Source organism: Enterococcus sp. DIV0840 (genome assembly GCF_050527835.1).
Classification (GTDB): domain Bacteria; phylum Bacillota; class Bacilli; order Lactobacillales; family Enterococcaceae; genus Enterococcus_L; species Enterococcus_L ureasiticus.
Window position 1 is genome coordinate 1,267,033 of sequence record NZ_CP172876.1, and the last position, 19,418, is coordinate 1,286,450.

The following is a 19,418-nucleotide window of genomic DNA, read 5'->3' on the forward strand; positions in this document are numbered from 1 at the left end:
AAGCTGTGAATCAAATTCAAAGAAATAGAGGGATTAGGATGGAGAAAGAGTGGGAGCTTTTTCTAGCACCGTATGAACAGGCTGTTGGAGAAATGAAAGTTAAGCTGCGCGGTATCCGCAAGCAGTTTCGAGAGCAAAATAAACATACACCTATTGAGTTTGTAACGGGGCGGGTGAAACCTGTTGATAGTATTTTAACGAAGGCAGCATTGCGAAATATATCGGTTGATCGTTTAGAAGAAGAAATGCAAGATATCGCTGGACTTAGGATCATGTGCCAATTTGTTGAGGATATTCGGCAAGTTGTGGATATCATCCGCAATCGTAAAGATTTGAAAATCATTCAAGAACGAGATTATATTACAAATAAAAAAGAGAGCGGCTATCGTTCATATCATTTGGTGATCGAATATCCAGTTCAACTGATAACAGGTGAAAAAAAGATTTTGGCGGAAATTCAAATACGTACCTTAGCCATGAATTTTTGGGCGACAATCGAACATTCATTAAATTATAAATACCAAGGTGCTTTTCCAGAGGAAATGAAAGAGCGGTTGCAGCGTGCTGCGGAAGCCGCTTACCAATTAGACGAAGAAATGTCCACGATCCGTGAAGAAATCCAAGAAGCACAGCATCTTTTCTCACATGGTCGAGGAAAGTCGAAGGATAATTACTATCAAAAATTCAATGATAACAAAGAGATGTTAGATAAAGAACAGGGGGAGTAGGATGAAAGTTGCGATCGTTCATAATCATGAACATAAATCAAATGAGGTTACTCGCCATTTACTCCTGCTTTTAAAGAAAAATAAAATCGAAATTGATGACCATCAACCAGATCTTGTGATTTCTGTGGGCGGAGATGGGACATTATTATCAGCGTTCCATCGTTTTAGTCATCGACTTGATGAAGTCAGTTTTTTAGGTGTTCATACGGGGCACCTAGGATTTTATACAGACTGGCGCGATTATGAGTTGGAAGAATTAGTTCAAAGCCTTTTAGTTCATCAAGAAAAAAGTATTAGTTATCCTTTGTTGGATGTTAAAATCAGTTTTCATGGCAATAAACCAGATAAGCATTTTTTAGCTTTGAATGAATCAACGATCAAACGTGCTAATCGTACTATGGTCGCGGATGTCTTTATCAAAGATGAGTTATTTGAACGATTCCGTGGAGATGGTTTATCTGTTTCTACGCCAACTGGATCGACAGCTTACAATAAAAGTATTGGCGGAGCTGTTCTTCATCCCAGTATTAACGCGTTTCAACTTGCCGAGATTGCTTCATTGAATAATCGTGTTTTTAGAACATTAGGATCACCGATCGTGATCGCACATACAGAATGGGTGGAAATCAAGTTGCAGGAAAGTAACGATTATTTGATTACAGTTGATCAATTAGATATTTATCAAGATGATATCAAGTCGATTTACTATCGTATTGCGGATGAGCGTATTCATTTCGCATCATATCGACATATGCATTTTTGGCATCGCGTTAAAGATGCCTTTATTAGTGAGGATTAATAACTTAATGGAATTTAATTGGACAGTAGAAAAAAAAGAACCGCAGCAAGTAAAAACCTTTTTAAAAGAGCAAGGGATCTCCAAAGGGCTTCTAGCCAAAATCAAATTTCAAGGTGGAAAAATCGAGGTCAATCAGTCCGTTGAAAATGTGTTATTCAAATTATCTGTCGGAGATCAGGTGAAAATCACGATCCCAGATGAAAAAGAACATGAGACGTTACTTGTTGATGATGTACCAATCGATATTATTTTTGAAGATGACCATTATTTAGTAGTCAATAAACCAGCAGGGATTGCGTCAATTCCTGCTCAATATCACCCTAATGGAACCATGGCGAATCGAGTGAAAGCTTATTTTAAAGCGCAAAATTATCAAGATCAGGTGATCCATGTGGTGACTCGATTAGATAGAGATACTACTGGTTTGATGTTGTTTGCTAAACATGGTTTTGCTCATGCGATGTTAGATCAGGAGTTGCGTAAAAAAGAAGTAATCAAGATTTATCAAGCCTTGGTCGGTGGTGACGTATCACCTTTAAAAGAACATGAAACAATAAAACTTCCGATTGGCCGTGATCTATCTTCTATCTTAAAAAGAACCATTGTCGAAACAGGCCAACAAGCCGAAACAGAATATTGGTTGAAGAAACGTAACGATGATCAAGCATTAGTAAACATTCAGCTTCATACAGGAAGAACCCATCAAATCAGAGTGCATTTTGAGGCCATTGGGTGCCCTTTATTAGGTGATAACATGTATGGTGGTAAAATGGATAGCGGTATTGAGCGTCAGGCGTTACATTGCTGTCAATTGAGTTTTACCCACCCATTTACGAAGCAACGCTTAAAATTAACTTCTCCTTTAGCAGAAGATATGAAGAAAATTGTAGATCAACTTTAGATTGAAAGGAGCGGATTGTGTGAACGAAGGACAAGAAATGGAAGACCATTTTTCTTTGCTGTTAGAGAAATTAAAAGACCAGCAGATGGCTGAGTTTCGCGAGTTGTTTTTGGCGCTCCATATTTATGAGCAAGGACAATTTTATCAATCGATCGATGAAGCAGATAGAAAACAAATATATAGTTACCTGTCACCAAAAGAGCTAGCAGATATGTTTGATGTTATCGAAGAAGATAACGAAAACATGAAGGATTATATTGCTGAAATGCGTCCAAGTTATGCGGCTGAAATGCTATCAGAGATGTATACGGATAACGCAGTTGACTTGCTGAATATGCTAGATAAAAGTCAAAAGGCGAAATATCTAAGTTTGATGAGCACAGAAGATGCTGGTGAGATCAAAGAATTACTGCATTATGAAGATGATACAGCGGGATCGATCATGACGACCGAATTTGTTTCTATTGTCGCGAATCAAACTGTTCGTTCTGCCATGTATGTGTTGAAAAATCAGGCTGATGTGGCTGAAACAATTTATTATGTGTATGTGGTAGATCAGGAAAACCATTTAGTCGGGGTTATTTCATTACGTGATTTGATCGTAAATGATGATGATACAATGATTTCAGATGTATTAAGTGAGCGGGTCATTTCAGTTCACGTAGGTGATGACCAAGAGGACGTTGCGCAAACGATTCGAGATTATGATTTCCTAGCATTGCCAGTTACGGATTATGATGATCATCTTTTAGGAATCGTAACAGTTGATGATATTATCGATGTTATTGATGATGAAGCAGCTAGTGACTATTCAGGTTTGGCTGGGGTTAATATTGAAGAAGTCAGTGAAAATCCAATCAAGGCAGCTTCAAAACGTTTGCCTTGGTTAATTACATTATTATTTTTAGGAATGTCTACAGCTACCTTAATCAGCCATTATGAAGAGTTAGTTAGTGAAGCAAGTATTTTAGCGGTATTCATTTCATTGATCACAGGAACTGCCGGAAATGCAGGAACACAATCGTTAGCCGTAGCAGTTAGAAGGTTAGCAATATCAGATGAAAAAGATAATAATTTTGGTTGTTTGATCATTAGTGAAGTGTTGACAGGTCTAGTGACTGGTGCTGTAACGGGTGTGGCGATATTTATTGTTGTTGGGATTTGGCAGCATAATTTTCCGCTAGGATTTGTGATTGGGATGGCTATGTTATGTGCAATAACCGTTGCGAACTTGGCAGGTAGTTTGATTCCAATGTTGATGGATAAATTAGGATTTGATCCAGCTGTTGCTAGTGGACCGTTCATTACAACTTTGAGTGATTTAACCAGTGTTTTGATTTATTTTAATATTGCTAGTCTCTTTATGCAGTATTTTGTTTGAAATAATAAAAATAGAAAGAGGCCGAGACAAAAGTGTTCAGCTTATTTCCGAAGCAACTGCTTTTTTCTCGTCGTTTATTCAGATTTAGAGCGTGACACAAAACTGGTTTTTAGTTTTGTCCCACGCTCTTTTTATTAACCTACTATTTTAGTTCCATGTACTTCACTGACTTGTAAGGTACTTACAACAGTATCGACATTCTTGTCTGAAATACCTCCGCCTGGTAAAATGATAATTCGATCGTTAGCGTAGGTAATCAACTCTTTTAGATGATCAAAATTGTCTTCGATAGCTGTTCCTGCGGCCCCACCGTGCGTTAATATACGATGTACGTCATGTTCTACGAGCCAATCGATTGCTTTTAATTGATTTTCTTTACTTAAAACATCAAAGGCCATGTGGAAAGTTATTTGCAGTCCTTCAGCAGTCTCGATCAATAATTCCAATGCTTCTTCATCTAGCCAACCGTCTTTTGTTAAGCAACCTAAAACGACACCATCTGTCCCAATTTTTTTAGCTTCAATCAGATCTGTATGCATGATTTTAAGTTCGATATCATTATATACAAAATCTCCACCTCGAGGTCTGATGATCGTCATAACTGGAATCGATTTTTCTCCGGCATATGCCACAACTTCTTCGATAACACCTGTGCTAGGTGTTGTGCCACCTACAGCAAGATTGTCACATAATTCGATTCGACCTGCACCATTGCGAATGGCAGTGGGGATATTTGTAAAATTTTCAGCACAAAATTCTTTGATCATTCGTTTCACTCCTTGTTTTTTCTTCACAGGCATTGTACCACAATTCTGGCGGTTGCCAAAGTCTTGTTCCCGTTGTAAGATAAATAGCGACAGTTTATCAGTGAGTGTCAGAATTTATAGTGAATAGGAAGTAACCTTATGTTGAAAAAAATTGATTTTGCCCGTAATTTTTTAGAAACACATCAAGAACAATTTCTTTGTCCAGTCTGTAAAAAGGCGATTCAGTTAAAAGGTTTTAGTTTGATATGTGCACAAAACCATCAATTTGATTTATCGAAAAAGGGAACTATTTATTTTCTTTCTCATAGTATTCAAACGGAATATAATAAAAAAATGTTGGTTCACCGAGGCAAGATGATTCAAAGTGGTATGTATCAGCCTTTACTTGAAAGAATTATTAATACGATGAACTTAACTGGAAATACATTGGATGTTGGATGTGGTGAGGGAAGTTTTTTATCCGAGCTTTCGAATCTAGGCTTGGCAGGTTCAAAATTTGGATTCGATATTTCTAAGGATGGGATTTATTTAGCTAGTAATCAGCCAATCGAAGCTTTTTGGTGTGTAGCTGATCTGACAAACTTACCATTTGCAGACGAATCGATGGATACAGTTTTGAATATTTTTTCGCCATCTCATTACCATGAATTTAAGCGTGTATTGAAAAAAGATGGGTCGGTTATCAAAGTAATACCTGAAACTGATTATTTAAAAGAGTTAAGGGCGGCATTTTATCCAGGAGATGAAATCAAACAAACCTATTCAAATGAAAAAGTTTTGGCAAAGTTTTCTAAAGAAATGGATATTTTAGTCGACGAGCGAGTGACCTTTACGTTTGCCATACCTAAAGAGAATCAATTAGATTTATTGGAAATGTCTCCGCTTGAGTGGGGTGTGGCTGAGGAAGTAAAAGAAGAAATTCAAAAAAATCCATTGACAGAAATCACAATTGACGTTCGTGTGTTAAAAGGAAAAGTAAGATAGCGCTTACAATCGGTAAATTTGCTAAAAGGTATTGCAAAGCTCGGGTAATGGTGTTATATTACATACAAGTTGTTTTTTCATTGGTTTTTATCAGGTTCCTGTTCTGATAAAAGTTAGTGAAAAGAGCTTCACTAACGTAGCGACTCGCAGTGATTGACACCGAGGCGATACGTTTTTTTTATGTAGATTTTTGTGAAAAAAAAATAAATAATGTGTCATTTAAATGAAAGGAAACTGTACTCATGACAAATCATATTGTATTATTTGAACCTCAAATTCCAGCAAATACTGGCAATATTGCTAGAACTTGTGCTGCAACAAATTCGCCCTTACATCTCATCGAGCCGTTAGGTTTCTCGACTGATGACAAGCACTTAAAAAGAGCTGGATTGGATTATTGGAATGATGTTAATATTATGTATCACAAGGATTTGACTGCTTTTTTAACTTATTTAGGTGATCGGCCACTGCATTTGATTACAAAATTTGCGAATCAAACGTATAGTGAAATAGATTACACTGACAATCAAGATCATTATTTTATGTTTGGTAAAGAAACAACAGGATTGCCAGAAGAATTTATGCGGGATAATGAAGAAAAATGTCTGCGGATTCCGATGAATGATGAACATGTTCGTTCGTTGAATTTGTCCAATACAGTAGCGTTGGTGGTTTATGAAGCATTGCGTCAACAGAATTTTCCAGCATTGGAATTGAAACATCATTACGAGAATGATAAATTGGATTAAAAATAATAGCAAAAACTGTTCCCTTTGATTTTAAAGGCAACAGTTTTTTTCCATAGCAGGTAAAAACAAGTGATTATTCATGCAACTCCAAAGGCAAACCATCTGGATCAAAGAAAAAAGTCATTCTTTCTCCTGTAAACGTATCTGTCCGAACGGCTTCACATTCGATTTCTTTCGCATTTAAAAAAGTAATCACTTCCTCGATATTTTCAACTTTAAATGCTAAATGGCGTAAGCCTAAAGCTTCAGGATAAGAGGGACGTTTTGGTGCATTAGGAGAAATAAATAGTTCTAGTTCATAATTTCCTAATTTCAAATCAAGTTTAACATCGTTTTTATCGTCTCTTTTATTTTCTCTTATGATTTCAAAACCCAGTTTCTCTACATAAAATTCCTTCGTTTTACGGTAATCAGAACAATTGATAGCGATGTGATGAATGTGATCAAAAAACAAATCAGGTTCCTCCTTAAATTAAAAGTGAAATGAGTCAGTGTAGCTAGATATCATAAAAGTACAACGGACTCGTATAGTTACGCACTCAGATATATATTTTAGCCTTTTTATTATAACCTACTTATTTTTGAAAAACACTCACACAGTTTCGTTTTTTATAAACCTCGTAGTTAAATGGAATTTTGCCAGTGAAAATGATACACTAGATAAGATAAATAAGTGGAAAACCAAAAGTAGAAGATCAATAAATAAGAATCAAGGGAGCGGAAACATGAAATTATATTTTACTCGCCATGGAAAAACGGAATGGAATCAGGAACTTAGGTTTCAAGGAATGAGTGGAGATTCACCTTTGCTTCCAACAAGCTATGAAGAAATAAAGTTATTAGGCCAAACAGTCAAAGAAGTGCCTTTTAAAAAAATCTTTTCGAGTACTTCGCCACGGGCAAGAAAAACGGCTGAAGGCATTAATCAAGAACTTGAACGACCAGTAGAAATCATTTATACGGATGAGTTGAAAGAATTAGGACTTGGAAAATTAGAAGGTCAGTCTATTGCGGAAATGAGAGAAACATACGGACAAGAATTAGAACATATGCGCTATCAGCTAGATCGATACAATCCAGAAATATTTCAAGGCGAGCCAATTGAACAAGCAATTTCACGAATTTCTTCCGTTGTAAAATCAGCGGTTGATAAAGGCGATGGTCCATATCTTTTTGTAGGTCACGGTGCGTCTTTAACAGCAGCGATCCAGTCACTTTCAGGTAAAGAGTTGGGTGAGCTACGCAGTATGGGCGGGCTTAAAAATAACAGTTTGTCGATCTTAGAAACGACAGAGGATGGGGAAGAGCAATCATATACCTTAAAATTATGGAATGATGATTCTTTTTTACTATAAACTATTTTGTTGATAAAGCGAGGTGAAATCGATGGATACATTGTTTGGAGAAGAGGAAAAAGAATATGTGGTTGGGCAAGTTCAGGCAATCTTTTTTCAAAACCCTAGCAATTTTTATAAAGTTTTGTTGGTGAAAATAACGGATACGAATACAGATTATCTAGAAAAAGAAATCGTAACAACTGGTAGTTTCGGCCAAATTCAGGAAGAAGAAATTTATCGCTTTTTTGGACATTTCGTTGATCATCCTCGTTATGGCAAACAATTTCAAGTCGATAGCTATCAGCAAGAGCGACCAACTTCTGCCAGCGGCGTTGTAAATTACCTTTCAAGTGAAAAATTTCCAGGTATAGGGAAACGAACAGCTGAGAAAATTGTCGAAATTTTGGGTGAAGATGCAATCGATCGCATTATTGAAACGCCTGGTGTTCTCGAAAAAGTTCCTCAATTAAATGAAAAAAAACGTCAAACAATCATTGAAACTATTCGCTTAAATCATGGCATGGAACAAGTGATTGTTGGCTTAAATCGTTATGGATTTGGTAGCCAGCTATCGTTTGCGATTTACCAAACTTATAAAGAAGAGACTTTAGATGTTATTCATGAGAATCCGTATCAATTAGTAGAAGATATTGAAGGAATTGGATTTAAACGAGCAGATAATATTGCAGAGCAATTGGGCATTGGAGCAGATTCGGATAAACGAGTGCGGGCTGCGATCACGCATGAAATTTTCCAACATTCTGTTCGCTCCGGGAATACCTACGTAGAAGCAGAAATGTTGCTTAGAGAAACAATCAATACTCTTGAAGCGAGTCGTCCAGTTGAGATTTCTCTTGATCAAGTGGCAGAACAAATCATTCATTTGGTGGAAGAAGGAAAAATTCAGCAAGAAGACACCAAGCTTTTTGAAAATAGTTTATATTTTTCAGAGTGGGGAATCGGTACTTCGATCCAACGTCTACTTTCACGAAAAAAAGAAATCAAATACGATAAAAAAGAGATCGAAAAAAATATTCGAGGGATTGAAAAACGATTAGGAATTCTTTATGGAGATTCTCAACAAGAGGCCATCGAAGAAGCAATCAAAGCACCGCTTTTCATTTTGACGGGTGGTCCTGGTACCGGGAAAACAACGGTTATCAACGGAATTGTTTCGTTATTTGCAGAGTTGAATGGACTTTCCTTAGACATAAAGGATTACACGCAGGAAATGTTCCCCATTTTATTAGCGGCTCCTACAGGGCGTGCAGCTAAGCGGATGAATGAAACAACTGGACTTCCGGCTAGTACGATTCATCGTTTATTAGGATTAACAGGTAGAGAAAAAAATCCTAGTATGACTGCAAAAGAACTTGAAGGCGGCTTATTGATCGTTGATGAAATGTCAATGGTCGATACGTGGCTGGCCAATACTTTATTTAAGGCGATTCCGACCAACATGCAAGTGATTTTTGTTGGGGATAAAGATCAGCTCCCGTCAGTTGGCCCAGGCCAAGTGTTGCATGATCTGTTGCAAATCAATGAAATACCTCAAAGAGAATTGACTGAAATTTATCGCCAAGGCGATGGTTCAAGTATTATTCCTTTAGCTCATGAAATCAAACAAGGTAGATTGCCGCAAGATTTCACTGTGAATCAAAAAGATCGTTCATTTTTTCCAAGTGATGTTCATCATATCGAAACCTATGTCCGCCAAATCGTGACGAAAGCCAAAGCAAAAGGCTTTTCTCCCCAAGATATCCAACTGTTAGCTCCAATGTATCGAGGAGCTGCTGGTATCGATGCGTTGAATAAGATGATGCAGGAAATTTTCAATCCTAATGATGGAACGAAAAAAGAAGTAAAATGGAATGAATCAGTCTATCGTATCGGGGATAAGGTGCTGCATTTAGTCAATACACCTGAACTTAACGTTTTCAATGGAGATATGGGCGAGATCGTCGGAATCATTTTAGCCAAAGACTCAGAAGATAAAGTCGATGAATTGGTGATTCAATTTGATAATAATGAAGTGAGCTATAAACGAAATGAATGGAACAAAATCACCCTTTCTTATTGCTGTTCGATCCATAAAGCGCAAGGTAGCGAGTTTAAAATGGTTATTTTACCGATGGTTCATCAATATCATCGCATGTTACAACGTAATTTACTCTATACAGCGGTTACCAGAAGTAAAGATATCCTGATTTTATTGGGTGAAGTACAAGCTTTTAATACGTGTGTTGCACATGAATCTGCCAGTCGTTTAACGATGTTGAAAGAACGAATCACTAGCGCAGATGATATGACTTTGACAACAAGGATGCAACTGGAAGCTTATGAAGAAGGACTAAATAAAGAATCACCATTTTCGGATACAGTAGAAAATAAACCGATCGTATATGAGGCGGCTAAAGAGAATAAAGCTGCTGTGATTGAAGAAGCGGTAGAGCCTGTACCAGTGAGAATTAAACCTAAAACAGAAGAAATTTCATTATTTAGTGAGCCTGTTCAAGAAATAACCGAACAAGTTGAAGTAGAAATGGAGCGATTATTGACCCCTCAATTAGTTAATGCTCAGACCATCGATCCGATGATCGGAATGAATCAAACGACACCATATGATTTTATGAAATAGCAGAGAAACTGGGATGAACGTTCAGACATTGTTCCAGTTTTTTCTTGCTTTAAGCATCTCTCGGTGTATATAATGAAAAGCAACATAGAAATGTGTTTAGCTAGAAATAAAGGTAGATTATTTTGGTAGAAATGAGGGAAGTTAATGGAAAACAATTCACAATCGGGAAACGTTCAAACAGATACTTTTTTGGCACAAATTGGTAATCATCAAAACCCAGTAACAGGATCGATCAATACCCCTATCTATTTTTCAACAACGTATGAGCATCCAACGCTAGGTGAGTCGACGGGCTATGATTACACTAGAACCAAAAATCCAACAAGAGAAGTTGTAGAATCTGCATTGGCAGTTTTAGAAAATGGCGCGATCGGTTTAGCGACTAGTTCAGGAATGAGTGCAGTTCAATTAGTGTTCAGTCAATTTCCTGTGGGCAGTCAGATCGTGGCGTCTAGAGATTTATATGGTGGTAGTTATCGTTATTTTAAAGAGTTGGAAAAACAGGGACTCTATCATTTTATTTATGTGGATGACGAAGCTGGTTTTGAGAGAGAAATCACAGATAAAACGGCAGCTGTTTTTATTGAAACACCGACAAATCCTTTGATGAGTGAAGTTTCCATCGAACAGGTGGCTGTCTTTACAAAACGGCATCAAGCCCAATTGATCGTTGATAATACATTTTATACACCGTTGATTCAGCGTCCTTTGGAGTTAGGAGCTGATATCGTTTTGCATAGTGCGACCAAGTATTTAGGCGGACATAACGATTTGCTGGCAGGTGCTGTGGTTACACGTTCACAAGAAGTCGGAGAACAACTAGCTTATAGTTTGAACACTACAGGAGCTGTTTTATCACCCTTTGATTGTTGGTTATTGATTAGAGGAATGAAAACTCTAGCTTTACGGATGGAAAGACATGAAGAAAATGCAAAAGCAGTTGTAGCATATTTAAAAACGAGCGCATACGTCAAGGAAGTGATGTATCCAGGTCGTGGAGGAATGCTGAGTTTTAAAATCAAGGATCAAGAAATGATTAAAGACTTTCTACGAAATTTATCGATCTTTACTTTTGCAGAAAGTTTAGGTGGGGTTGAAAGTTTGATCACGTACCCAACGACCCAAACACATGCCGATATTCCAAAAGAGCTAAGAGAGTCTTATGGATTAACGCCGGATTTATTAAGAATATCGACTGGAATCGAAGCAGACGGGGATTTGATTGCAGATTTGAAACAGGCATTTGAATCATTAAATTAAAAATAAGAGGAAAAAAACAGAAATTGTTTTTTCCTCTTATTTTAATACGCTCAAAACCAAAACAATCTAGTTTCTGTACTAAAAGAAATATCAGTACTTCTTTTCCCTAAAATTTCACCATCAGCATGAACATATTGAGGAACCGTTGAAACAATTCGAAGTTTACTGGATTGAAAATGATGAAAGTATTTTGAATGTGTATGTTTTTTTTGAATCAATAATAAAATCAGCCAGAAAATTTTAAACATATTGACCCGTTCTACCAAGACAAAATCCAGAACTGGTTTGCGTGGATCAGCCATTGGAGCAATCGGAACACCACCACCAAAATAAGGATGCTTTGTTACTGTACATAAAAAAGCATGATCAAATTCAATATTTTTCCCATTGATTTCAACAAGAATTGGGAAGCCTTTTTGAGTGAATAATACCTTTAAAATAGAAAAAATATAAGATAAAGACCCCATATTGAATTTGTTTAAGGTGTTTTTTGATGACGACGTATTGGCCGCATTGACGATTGCTGCATCTAATCCAATACCAATATTATTAACGGCAAGGCCAGCTTCTTCTTGTATCGATTCAGCATACGTGATTAGTTGGATTTCTTGTGGTGCCTCCGCTTTTAGCAGTTGAAAAAAAGCTTTTTCGGTCTGTCTGTCAATTCCTACACCACGGGCAAAATCATTTCCTGAACCACATGGAATATAGCCGATGGGAATTTTAGAATCAAAAGACTCTAAAGAATTGAGTACGCTATGCAAAGTACCATCTCCGCCAAGAACAACTAAAAGTGGAAATGAATCGGTTTCCAGGTCAGTGCTCCAAGGAATCAAGGTATCTTGTGCTAAACTTTGAACGATTTCTATTTCATGTCCAGCATGATCTGTATAAAAAGTCGTATAATCAATGTTGACAGTCTGCAGTTGTTTGATGATTTTTTCGGCAGCTTTGCGTCCAGTGCCACCCCCAGCATTTTCATTGATGACGAGATAAAAATGTTTCTTCATTTCTTTCCTCCTTGTACAAAGTCTTATTATAACAGACATGTGAAAAATTAAGAATGATGGATGCTTGAAAAAAGCCAAATAAGAATAGAACACTGAAAGATTTATCATTGTGAAACGATCAATTATGAGATATAATGCGTACGTATCATTTTTTGAGGAAAATCGTTCCTCGACAAGGTTCATCAACCATCCCTTGTAAAAAAACTCGGAGAAAGAAGGGGAGACTATGCAAAATACTGTTTCAACAAACAGTAAAGTAAAAGCAATTACCATGAATGCTATTGTAATGGCGTTATATCTTGGCTTAACGATTTTAGTAGCACCCGTTTCGTCAGGACCTATTCAATTTAGAATTTCTGAAAGTTTGAATCATTTAGTTGTTTTCAATCGGAAATTGATGTGGGGCGTTTTAGGGGGAGTCGTTGTCTATAATTTTTTCTTTGGCTTTGGTGCCATGGATGCATTATATGGCGGACTACAATCATTTATTTCGCTAGGCTTAACAGCTTTATTACAAAAAAGAGTGCCTAATGTCATCGCACGTCTAGCACTAAATACGTTATTTTTCACTGCAACAATGTGCATTATTGCTTTTATGCTGGCACCAGCTGGCGGAGCAGCCTTTTGGGGGAATTACGCAACATTAGCACTTAGTGAATTTGCAACAATGGCGGTAGCAGCACCTGTGATGTATTGGATCAATAAATCCGTTCATTTTGAAAAACGACTTTGATCAATAAAAAAATGTAGTAAGTATTTATTTTTAAGAGACTGAGTCAAGACCAATGTAGTTTTGATTCAGTCTCTTAAAGTTTTTTAACCAATTTCATGAAAAACTTTACTGTTCCTGTAGAATAAATTATGATATGGTAATACAGAAGCAAAAATGTAGAGGAGTTTTATATAATGTTTGAATTTAAAATTGGCGTCGATGCCAAAGAACACGATAAATTTGTGGAAAGTCATCCCTTATGCAACTTATTACAATCATCTGCATGGGCTAAAGTGAAAGATAACTGGGGATCAGAGATTGTCGGTGTTTACGAAAATGGCACATTGGTTGCCTCTAGTCTAGTTTTGATCCGACCATTACCAATGAAATTTTCAATGCTTTATACACCACGTGGCCCAATCATGGATTATACAAATTCAGAACTTGTGGCGTTCTTTTTAAAAGAGTTAAAGCAATTCGGTAAGAAAAAGCGTGCTTTGTTTGTAAAAATGGATCCGACTGTTCATTATAAAGATTTCCATATAGGCGATGAACAAACGATCGAACCTATGGCGCAACCGATCATCGATAATATCATCGCAAGTGGTGCAAAACATCAAGGTTTAACGATGGCGATGGATGCTACGATCCAACCTCGTTTTCAAGCGAATATTTATAAAGAGGATTTCAGTGAAGAACTATTATCAAAAAGCACGAAGAAAATGATGAAACAAGCGCATAAAAAAGGCGTCACAGTTAAAATGGGTCATACTGAGTTAGTGGATGATTTTGCTAAAGTCATCGAGTTAACGACAGAACGTCAAAATATCTCACTTAGAAATAGTGATTATTTTGAAAAGCTATTGAAAATTTATCCTGAAACTTCATTTATCATGTTGGCACAAGTAAATTTGAAAGAACGCTTTGAAGAAACCAAACAGCGTTTTGATAAAAACAAAGAAGATCTAGCCAATCTAAAAGAAAATCAAGTGAAAAAACGTCATAACCTAGAAGAGCTTGATTTTTCTCTAACGCGTGAAATGACGGAATTAGAAGAAAATATCGCGCATTCTGGTGATGTGGCTGTCGTTGCTGGCGCTTTAGCGATTACGTTTGGCTCAACGAGTGAAATCCTTTATGCGGGAATGGACGATCGTTACAAACGTTATATGCCAGCCTATCTAACTTGGTTTGATGCAATCAATGAATGTTTTGAACGAGGTTGTACATCTTGTAATATGGGTGGTTTGGAAGGTAGTCTGAATGATGGCTTGATCAAATTCAAAGCTAACTTCAATCCAACAGTCAATGAATTTATCGGAGAATTTGATTTACCTGTCAACGGCTTGCTTTTCAAAGCAAGTGAGTATGCTTATAAATTGAAAAAACAGAAGAAATAAAAAAGAGGCCGAGACAAAAGTGTTTATTTCCGAAGGAGCTGCTTTTTTCTCGCCGTTTATTCAGATTTAGAGCGTGGGACAAAACTGATTTTTAGTTTTGTCCCACGCTCTTTTTTATAGTTTTTGTGTCGCATTATTTTTGACTAATCGCAATAACACTGAAGTCACGCCAACCGTAGCAACTGCTGCAACGATCGCTTCAACGATACCACTAGTGAAAATAACCGTTAAAATAGCTGTATATATCGCTGCACCGCTTGCACCGATACTTTGCGCATAAGAATCCTTGAAGAGAAAATAAATCAAATTCATCACTAGAATCGTATTTGTTGCTGACCCTAGAAAACCTGCAATAAACAAACTAAAGGTTTGAGAGGTAGGCCTGTTTTTCGTCAGTTTTTTCAATCCCATAAAGACAAAATATGGAACTATACCAATCAAAATTCTTGGAACCATCGCAACGATGATCGCTTTAAAGCTACCTTGATCTGTCCCGATCACAGGGATAAAAGGTGAGAAAACGAACGATAAAGGCGATAATACGATCGTGCTGCGGATCATACTGATGATACCAAAGACACCTCCTAAAAAGGCGCCGATTCTTGGACCTAAAATGATCGAAGCAATGATCACGGGAATGTGCATCGTGGTTGCATTGATCGGTCCAATTGGAATAAATCCTAAGAAGGGAACAGCAGATAATAGAATCAAGATTGCTAAAAACATAGCAGTTAAGGTAAATGTTTTTGTGTTTTTCATAAATGACTCCTCAAAATTATTTCGTTAATACTTCATTGATCGTGGTAACGATCTCTTCAACTGTTGCAAGTGCACCACGACCAAAGTCGCCACAAGCTAATAAGGCTTCTCGGGGATCGATTTCGTGATACCCAACTTCTTTCAGTGTTGCCAAATTTCGTTGTGTGATCGGATTTTGATACATATAAGTATTCATCGCAGGTGCAATAAATTTAGGTACTTCTTCTTTTAAAGCTAAAGCAACAGTTGAGAGCATATCATCTGCAATACCGTTAGCTAGTTTAGCTAAAATATTAGCTGAAGCCGGGGCAACTAAAAAAAGATCGGCTTTTTTTGCTAGTTCGATATGATTGATCTTATCAGGAGCGATTTCTTCCATGACATCTGTATGAACTGGATTTTTTGACATAGACTGCAGCGTCAAAGGTGTGATAAATTTTGTGCTGTTAGTCGTCATGATTACTTCGACATTGTAGCCTAATTTTGTGAATTGGCTAGTTATGTCAGCTGCTTTATAAGCAGAAATACTGCCGGAAATACCTAATAATATGGTTTTCATCATTGGTTCCTCCATTTTTCTTCAACCTTTTTAACGATCAATTTAGCGATCTCATTTTTGGTCTGGGCTGTTTCTGTATGTCCTTGTTTGTCAATCAAGATTCCTTTATGTTGGTCGCCGTGAATCTCTTCAAGATCATTGGCTAAAACAAAATCGCATCTGTTTTTGGCTAAAATCGATTGTCCAACACGTACCAATTCTTCAGTAGAAACTCCAACTAGTAATTTGAAGCCAACAAGAACAGCTTGTGGTTGTTGCTCCCGTAGCATTGCAATTATTTTAGGGTTTTTCTTCAAAAAAAGCAAGAGACGATCTGTTCCAGAAGGTATTTTTTTTTCTTGCTGGATTGTTTTACCAATTTCATCCAAGCTATGATAAAGTTCTTCGGTCAAATTTGCTAAATCAGATAGGTTTCCATCTGTTGTTAATTTAGCCGCAAGCTTTTCGATAAAAAGGTCCTCTGACAAGGTTGTTTCCGTCGTAAAGTCGCTGACAGCCATGCTGTGAATAATACCATCAAATATTTGGTGCCCAAATTGTTCAAGCAAAGCAGATTCTAATTCTTTTGTTGTTTCGATTTCAATAAGTGTTAAGTTTGATTCACTAGTAGGCCGGACAGCTTGTGGCGTAGTTACGTAAGTTACATGATGTCCTTGAGCTAAGAAAGTGTCACCAATTTCTTTTCCTAAACGACCTGTTGAATGGTTCGTGATGGAACGGACATTATCGATTTTTTCAGAAGTTCCACCTGCTGTGATTAAGATATTCATTTATGATGTGCTCCTTTATCTTATTTTAACGATCGTACGGCCGATATGGGTGCCAGCTTGTAGCTGTTCTAAGATTTGTGGTAACTCTTGTAACGCTATTTCATTTACTAGTTCATGTTGGCTGACGTTTAAATCAGTGGCTAAACGTTGCCAAATAGCTAAACGTTGTTTCATAGGAACATTGACTGAATCGATACCTAACAGATTCGCACCCCTTAAGATAAAAGGTAAAACTGTTGTATTTAATTGGATCCCAGCGGCATTTCCACAAATAGCGATGCTGCCACCATAACGAAGTTGAGATAATAATACAGAGGATATTTCGCCGCCAACTGTATCGATCGCGAAATCAATCGTTTGTTTAGCTAAAGGTTTGATTTTTTCTGGCATAAATTCATCTACTAAAAGGACCGTAGTTGCACCGATTTTTTTTAAAGGATCAATTGCTGATTTTTTCCGACTTAACGCAATGATATTTTTATACCCTTGTTTTTTTAGCATAGCGATTGCTAAACTACCGACACCACCAGAGGCTCCTGTAATCAAAATTGCGGCCTCTTTATTTTGAGCTAATCCATGATTTTCAAGTGCGTGAACGGATAAAGCGGCTGTGAATCCAGCAGTCCCAAATACCATAGCTTCTTTTAAGCTTAACTCATCAGGCAACCGAACAAGCCAATCTCCTGGCACTTGAGCGATTTCAGCAAAACCTCCTGTATGTGTTACACCTAAGCCGTAACCTGTAACTAATACATTTTGACCTTCTGTAAAGCGATCGTCTTTAGAAGATAAAACTGTCCCACTTAGATCGATTCCCGGAATCATCGGATAATCACGAATGACACCGCCATTTTGTTTGGCAGCTAATGAATCTTTATAGTTGACTGAGGAGTAAGCTATTTTGATTAGTACATCACCCTCAGATAAATCAGTAGGCTCTATTTTTTCGATTGTTGCTGTAACAAGATCGTCCATTTTCCTAACACGAAAGCCTGAAAATTTTTCCATAAATATCCTCCTTGTAATTTAAAAGCTGAGCCAGTATGAAAAGCTTGAACACATATCAGTGAAAATTTTTAGCTCCAATGAAAAACACCAACGCATAAGTTACTTGTATTCCTTAGCTTGTTTCGCCCAGACAGAAAAACTTAATTTAGTATGATTGTTACTATCATAACATATTCTCTTTTTATCTTTAGTAAATTCTTCTTGAACACCCCTTCTTAATAGTAGGAAAATAAGTTAGAATAGGGAGGACGAGCTTAATTATAATAAGCTAAAAATAACTAATACTATAGTTTTATAACGTTTGAAAGGAATTTAGTTTGTTGAAATTTAAAATTGGTATGCGAACATTTAAAACAGGGTTAAGTGTCTTTTTTTGTATTTTAGTGAGTATTTTATTGAAACGTGAAACATACGTAGTTGCAGCGATTACAACAGTTTTTACGTTGCGAGAAGATATGGAGAATACACTGAAATACGGCAAGCATCGTATTATTGGGAATGTAATGGGAGCGTTGATGTCAGTTGTTGTGATTGCTGTATTTAATTTGTTAGGTAGGACAGAGCTTGTGCAGCTGATTTTTATTCCTGTGATCATTACGTTGATGATTGCTTTACTGGCTAATTTAGGCTATCAAGAAGGAACGGTTGGGGCGTGTGCAACACTCTTGACGATCGTATTTATGATTCCTGCTGATCGTTCTTATGGCTATGCATTTGCTAGAGTCGTAGACAGCTTTATCGGTATGGGCATTGCGTTATTGGTGAATTATTTGATTCCGTTAAAGCTTGGTAGAAAAAAAGTTGTAGGACCAGTAGAAAATGAGGGAGTGTCTGAATAACAGACGCTTTTTTATTTTGTTAAAATAACTCGATCGGTGATAGTATTAAAAGATGAGATGAAACTAAAAAAATGAAAATTGTTGTTGAAATTTGTTGCTATTTTTTGAAAAATTCGTATACTAGAAAAGGTAAAATTAAACTTGTAGTTTAGTATTAGCAAACTTTTACATAGTTTATTTAAATGAAATGAGGTGGACTGATGGAAATTGGTGAGAAGCTGCGTAATTTACGCGTACAAAAGAACCTGACTCAAGAAGAGTTAGGTGAACGAACGGATTTGACGAAAGGGTATATTTCTCAGTTAGAGCGTGATTTAAGCTCGCCTTCAATGGAAACATTTTTCAATATTTTAGAAGTTTTAGGCATCACACCAGAACAATTTTTCAGCGAACGAACTTTAGAACAAAAAATTGTTTACAAAGATCAAGATAGCACGCTTTATTATGATGAAGAAAACGGTTATGAATTAAAGTGGCTGATCCCCGAATCGAATGAAAAAGAAATGGAACCCATTGTTTTGACCTTTGACGTAGACGGTCAGTACAAAACATTTGAACCATCTTTATCTGAAACGTTTATTTATGTGATCGATGGTTCTGTTTCGCTGATATTGGGTGAAACGACCTATTCCGCTAAAAAAGGGGAGGCAATGTATTATCGAGCTACAGAACCCCATCAGCTGATTAATCATTCAAAAGGAAAGAGCAGAGTAGTGATCGTTGCTACAGAATCTTATTTATAGCAGTTTGTTTTTCGGGAAAACGAGCTCGTTACACTTTTCGTATATCTAGTTTCACGGGCTAGTCTCTCGGAAAA

General features: G+C 36.9%; 20 protein-coding genes. 13 read left to right on the top strand and 7 right to left on the bottom strand.

Going from position 1 to position 19,418, the window contains the following annotated elements; translation table 11 throughout:
- Nucleotides 1–38 precede the first annotated feature (38 nt).
- From IGL98_RS05960 to mgtE, 4 genes are read left to right on the top strand one after another with little or no spacing between them, the layout of a single operon-like run.
- Nucleotides 39–728, top strand: coding sequence for a GTP pyrophosphokinase (locus IGL98_RS05960; protein WP_206844313.1), 690 nt, complete (start codon nucleotides 39–41; stop codon nucleotides 726–728).
- 1 nt (nucleotide 729) lies between these two features.
- A complete protein-coding gene (locus IGL98_RS05965) occupies nucleotides 730–1,527 on the top strand; it encodes an NAD kinase (RefSeq protein WP_086312224.1) in 798 nt (265 codons plus the stop codon).
- A gap of 7 nt (nucleotides 1,528–1,534) precedes the next feature.
- A complete protein-coding gene (locus IGL98_RS05970; RefSeq protein WP_206912350.1) occupies nucleotides 1,535–2,428 on the top strand; it encodes an RluA family pseudouridine synthase in 894 nt (297 codons plus the stop codon).
- Nucleotides 2,429–2,447: 19 nt separating this feature from the next.
- Nucleotides 2,448–3,809 (top strand): magnesium transporter, encoded by a 1,362-nt coding sequence (gene mgtE, locus IGL98_RS05975; RefSeq protein WP_206912348.1) that lies wholly within the window; start codon nucleotides 2,448–2,450, stop codon nucleotides 3,807–3,809.
- A gap of 134 nt (nucleotides 3,810–3,943) precedes the next feature.
- Here the strand turns inward: mgtE and IGL98_RS05980 are convergent, their stop codons facing one another.
- Nucleotides 3,944–4,576, bottom strand: a complete 633-nt coding sequence (locus tag IGL98_RS05980; RefSeq protein ID WP_206844305.1) for a copper homeostasis protein CutC — start codon at nucleotides 4,574–4,576, stop codon at nucleotides 3,944–3,946.
- Between the two features lie 138 nt (nucleotides 4,577–4,714).
- Between IGL98_RS05980 and IGL98_RS05985 the strand changes: the two genes are divergently transcribed.
- Both IGL98_RS05985 and trmL read left to right on the top strand, forming a co-directional pair.
- On the top strand, nucleotides 4,715–5,560 hold the full coding sequence (locus IGL98_RS05985; protein ID WP_206912337.1) for a methyltransferase domain-containing protein: 846 nt from the start codon (nucleotides 4,715–4,717) through the stop codon (nucleotides 5,558–5,560).
- Between the two features lie 242 nt (nucleotides 5,561–5,802).
- Nucleotides 5,803–6,309, top strand: a complete 507-nt coding sequence (gene trmL / locus IGL98_RS05990; RefSeq protein ID WP_069645222.1) for a tRNA (uridine(34)/cytosine(34)/5-carboxymethylaminomethyluridine(34)-2'-O)-methyltransferase TrmL — start codon at nucleotides 5,803–5,805, stop codon at nucleotides 6,307–6,309.
- 73 nt (nucleotides 6,310–6,382) lie between these two features.
- On the opposite strand, the gene gloA2 is transcribed toward trmL, so the two are convergent.
- Nucleotides 6,383–6,763: an SMU1112c/YaeR family gloxylase I-like metalloprotein gene (gene gloA2, locus IGL98_RS05995; RefSeq protein ID WP_206844301.1), complete on the bottom strand. Its 381-nt coding sequence runs from the start codon at nucleotides 6,761–6,763 to the stop codon at nucleotides 6,383–6,385.
- Between the two features lie 271 nt (nucleotides 6,764–7,034).
- On the opposite strand from gloA2, the gene IGL98_RS06000 reads away from it, so the two are divergent.
- The 3 genes from IGL98_RS06000 (at nucleotide 7,035) to IGL98_RS06010 (ending at nucleotide 11,544) form a co-directional block, all read left to right on the top strand.
- Nucleotides 7,035–7,664 carry a histidine phosphatase family protein gene (locus IGL98_RS06000; RefSeq protein WP_206844299.1) on the top strand — a complete coding sequence of 210 codons (630 nt, stop codon included), beginning with the start codon at nucleotides 7,035–7,037 and terminating at the stop codon, nucleotides 7,662–7,664.
- A 31-nt stretch (nucleotides 7,665–7,695) separates the two neighbouring features.
- Entirely contained in the window at nucleotides 7,696–10,284 is a 2,589-nt protein-coding gene (gene recD2, locus IGL98_RS06005; protein WP_206844298.1) for an SF1B family DNA helicase RecD2, read from the top strand.
- Between the two features lie 144 nt (nucleotides 10,285–10,428).
- The gene (locus IGL98_RS06010) at nucleotides 10,429–11,544 is read left to right on the top strand and encodes a PLP-dependent transferase (protein WP_206844297.1); all 1,116 of its coding nucleotides are present in this window, start codon (nucleotides 10,429–10,431) and stop codon (nucleotides 11,542–11,544) included.
- Nucleotides 11,545–11,594: 50 nt separating this feature from the next.
- Here IGL98_RS06010 and IGL98_RS06015 read toward each other — a convergent pair whose 3' ends face one another.
- A complete protein-coding gene (locus IGL98_RS06015) occupies nucleotides 11,595–12,554 on the bottom strand; it encodes a diacylglycerol/lipid kinase family protein (protein ID WP_206912334.1) in 960 nt (319 codons plus the stop codon).
- 226 nt (nucleotides 12,555–12,780) lie between these two features.
- Between IGL98_RS06015 and IGL98_RS06020 the strand changes: the two genes are divergently transcribed.
- Together IGL98_RS06020 and IGL98_RS06025 are read left to right on the top strand one after the other, a co-directional pair.
- Complete coding sequence (locus IGL98_RS06020) at nucleotides 12,781–13,287, top strand: QueT transporter family protein (protein ID WP_069645216.1); 507 nt, start codon at nucleotides 12,781–12,783, stop codon at nucleotides 13,285–13,287.
- A 173-nt stretch (nucleotides 13,288–13,460) separates the two neighbouring features.
- Nucleotides 13,461–14,666, top strand: a complete 1,206-nt coding sequence (locus IGL98_RS06025) for an aminoacyltransferase (RefSeq protein ID WP_206912332.1) — start codon at nucleotides 13,461–13,463, stop codon at nucleotides 14,664–14,666.
- 114 nt (nucleotides 14,667–14,780) lie between these two features.
- Here IGL98_RS06025 and IGL98_RS06030 read toward each other — a convergent pair whose 3' ends face one another.
- The 4 genes from IGL98_RS06030 to IGL98_RS06045 are packed head-to-tail and all read right to left on the bottom strand — an operon-like array spanning nucleotide 14,781 to nucleotide 17,762.
- A complete protein-coding gene (locus tag IGL98_RS06030) occupies nucleotides 14,781–15,425 on the bottom strand; it encodes an ECF transporter S component (protein ID WP_206912330.1) in 645 nt (214 codons plus the stop codon).
- Between the two features lie 16 nt (nucleotides 15,426–15,441).
- Complete coding sequence (coaC, locus tag IGL98_RS06035) at nucleotides 15,442–15,984, bottom strand: phosphopantothenoylcysteine decarboxylase (protein ID WP_206844290.1); 543 nt, start codon at nucleotides 15,982–15,984, stop codon at nucleotides 15,442–15,444.
- Nucleotides 15,984–16,754 carry a phosphopantothenate--cysteine ligase gene (gene coaB, locus IGL98_RS06040; RefSeq protein ID WP_206844288.1) on the bottom strand — a complete coding sequence of 257 codons (771 nt, stop codon included), beginning with the start codon at nucleotides 16,752–16,754 and terminating at the stop codon, nucleotides 15,984–15,986. The genes coaC and coaB overlap by 1 nt, the downstream gene beginning before the upstream one ends.
- A 15-nt stretch (nucleotides 16,755–16,769) precedes the next feature.
- The gene (locus IGL98_RS06045) at nucleotides 16,770–17,762 is read right to left on the bottom strand and encodes an oxidoreductase (protein ID WP_206844285.1); all 993 of its coding nucleotides are present in this window, start codon (nucleotides 17,760–17,762) and stop codon (nucleotides 16,770–16,772) included.
- 320 nt (nucleotides 17,763–18,082) lie between these two features.
- Between IGL98_RS06045 and IGL98_RS06050 the strand changes: the two genes are divergently transcribed.
- Complete coding sequence (locus IGL98_RS06050; protein WP_206844282.1) at nucleotides 18,083–18,601, top strand: FUSC family protein; 519 nt, start codon at nucleotides 18,083–18,085, stop codon at nucleotides 18,599–18,601.
- 200 nt (nucleotides 18,602–18,801) lie between these two features.
- Nucleotides 18,802–19,344 (top strand): helix-turn-helix domain-containing protein, encoded by a 543-nt coding sequence (locus IGL98_RS06055; RefSeq protein WP_206912320.1) that lies wholly within the window; start codon nucleotides 18,802–18,804, stop codon nucleotides 19,342–19,344.
- Nucleotides 19,345–19,418: the final 74 nt, after the last annotated feature.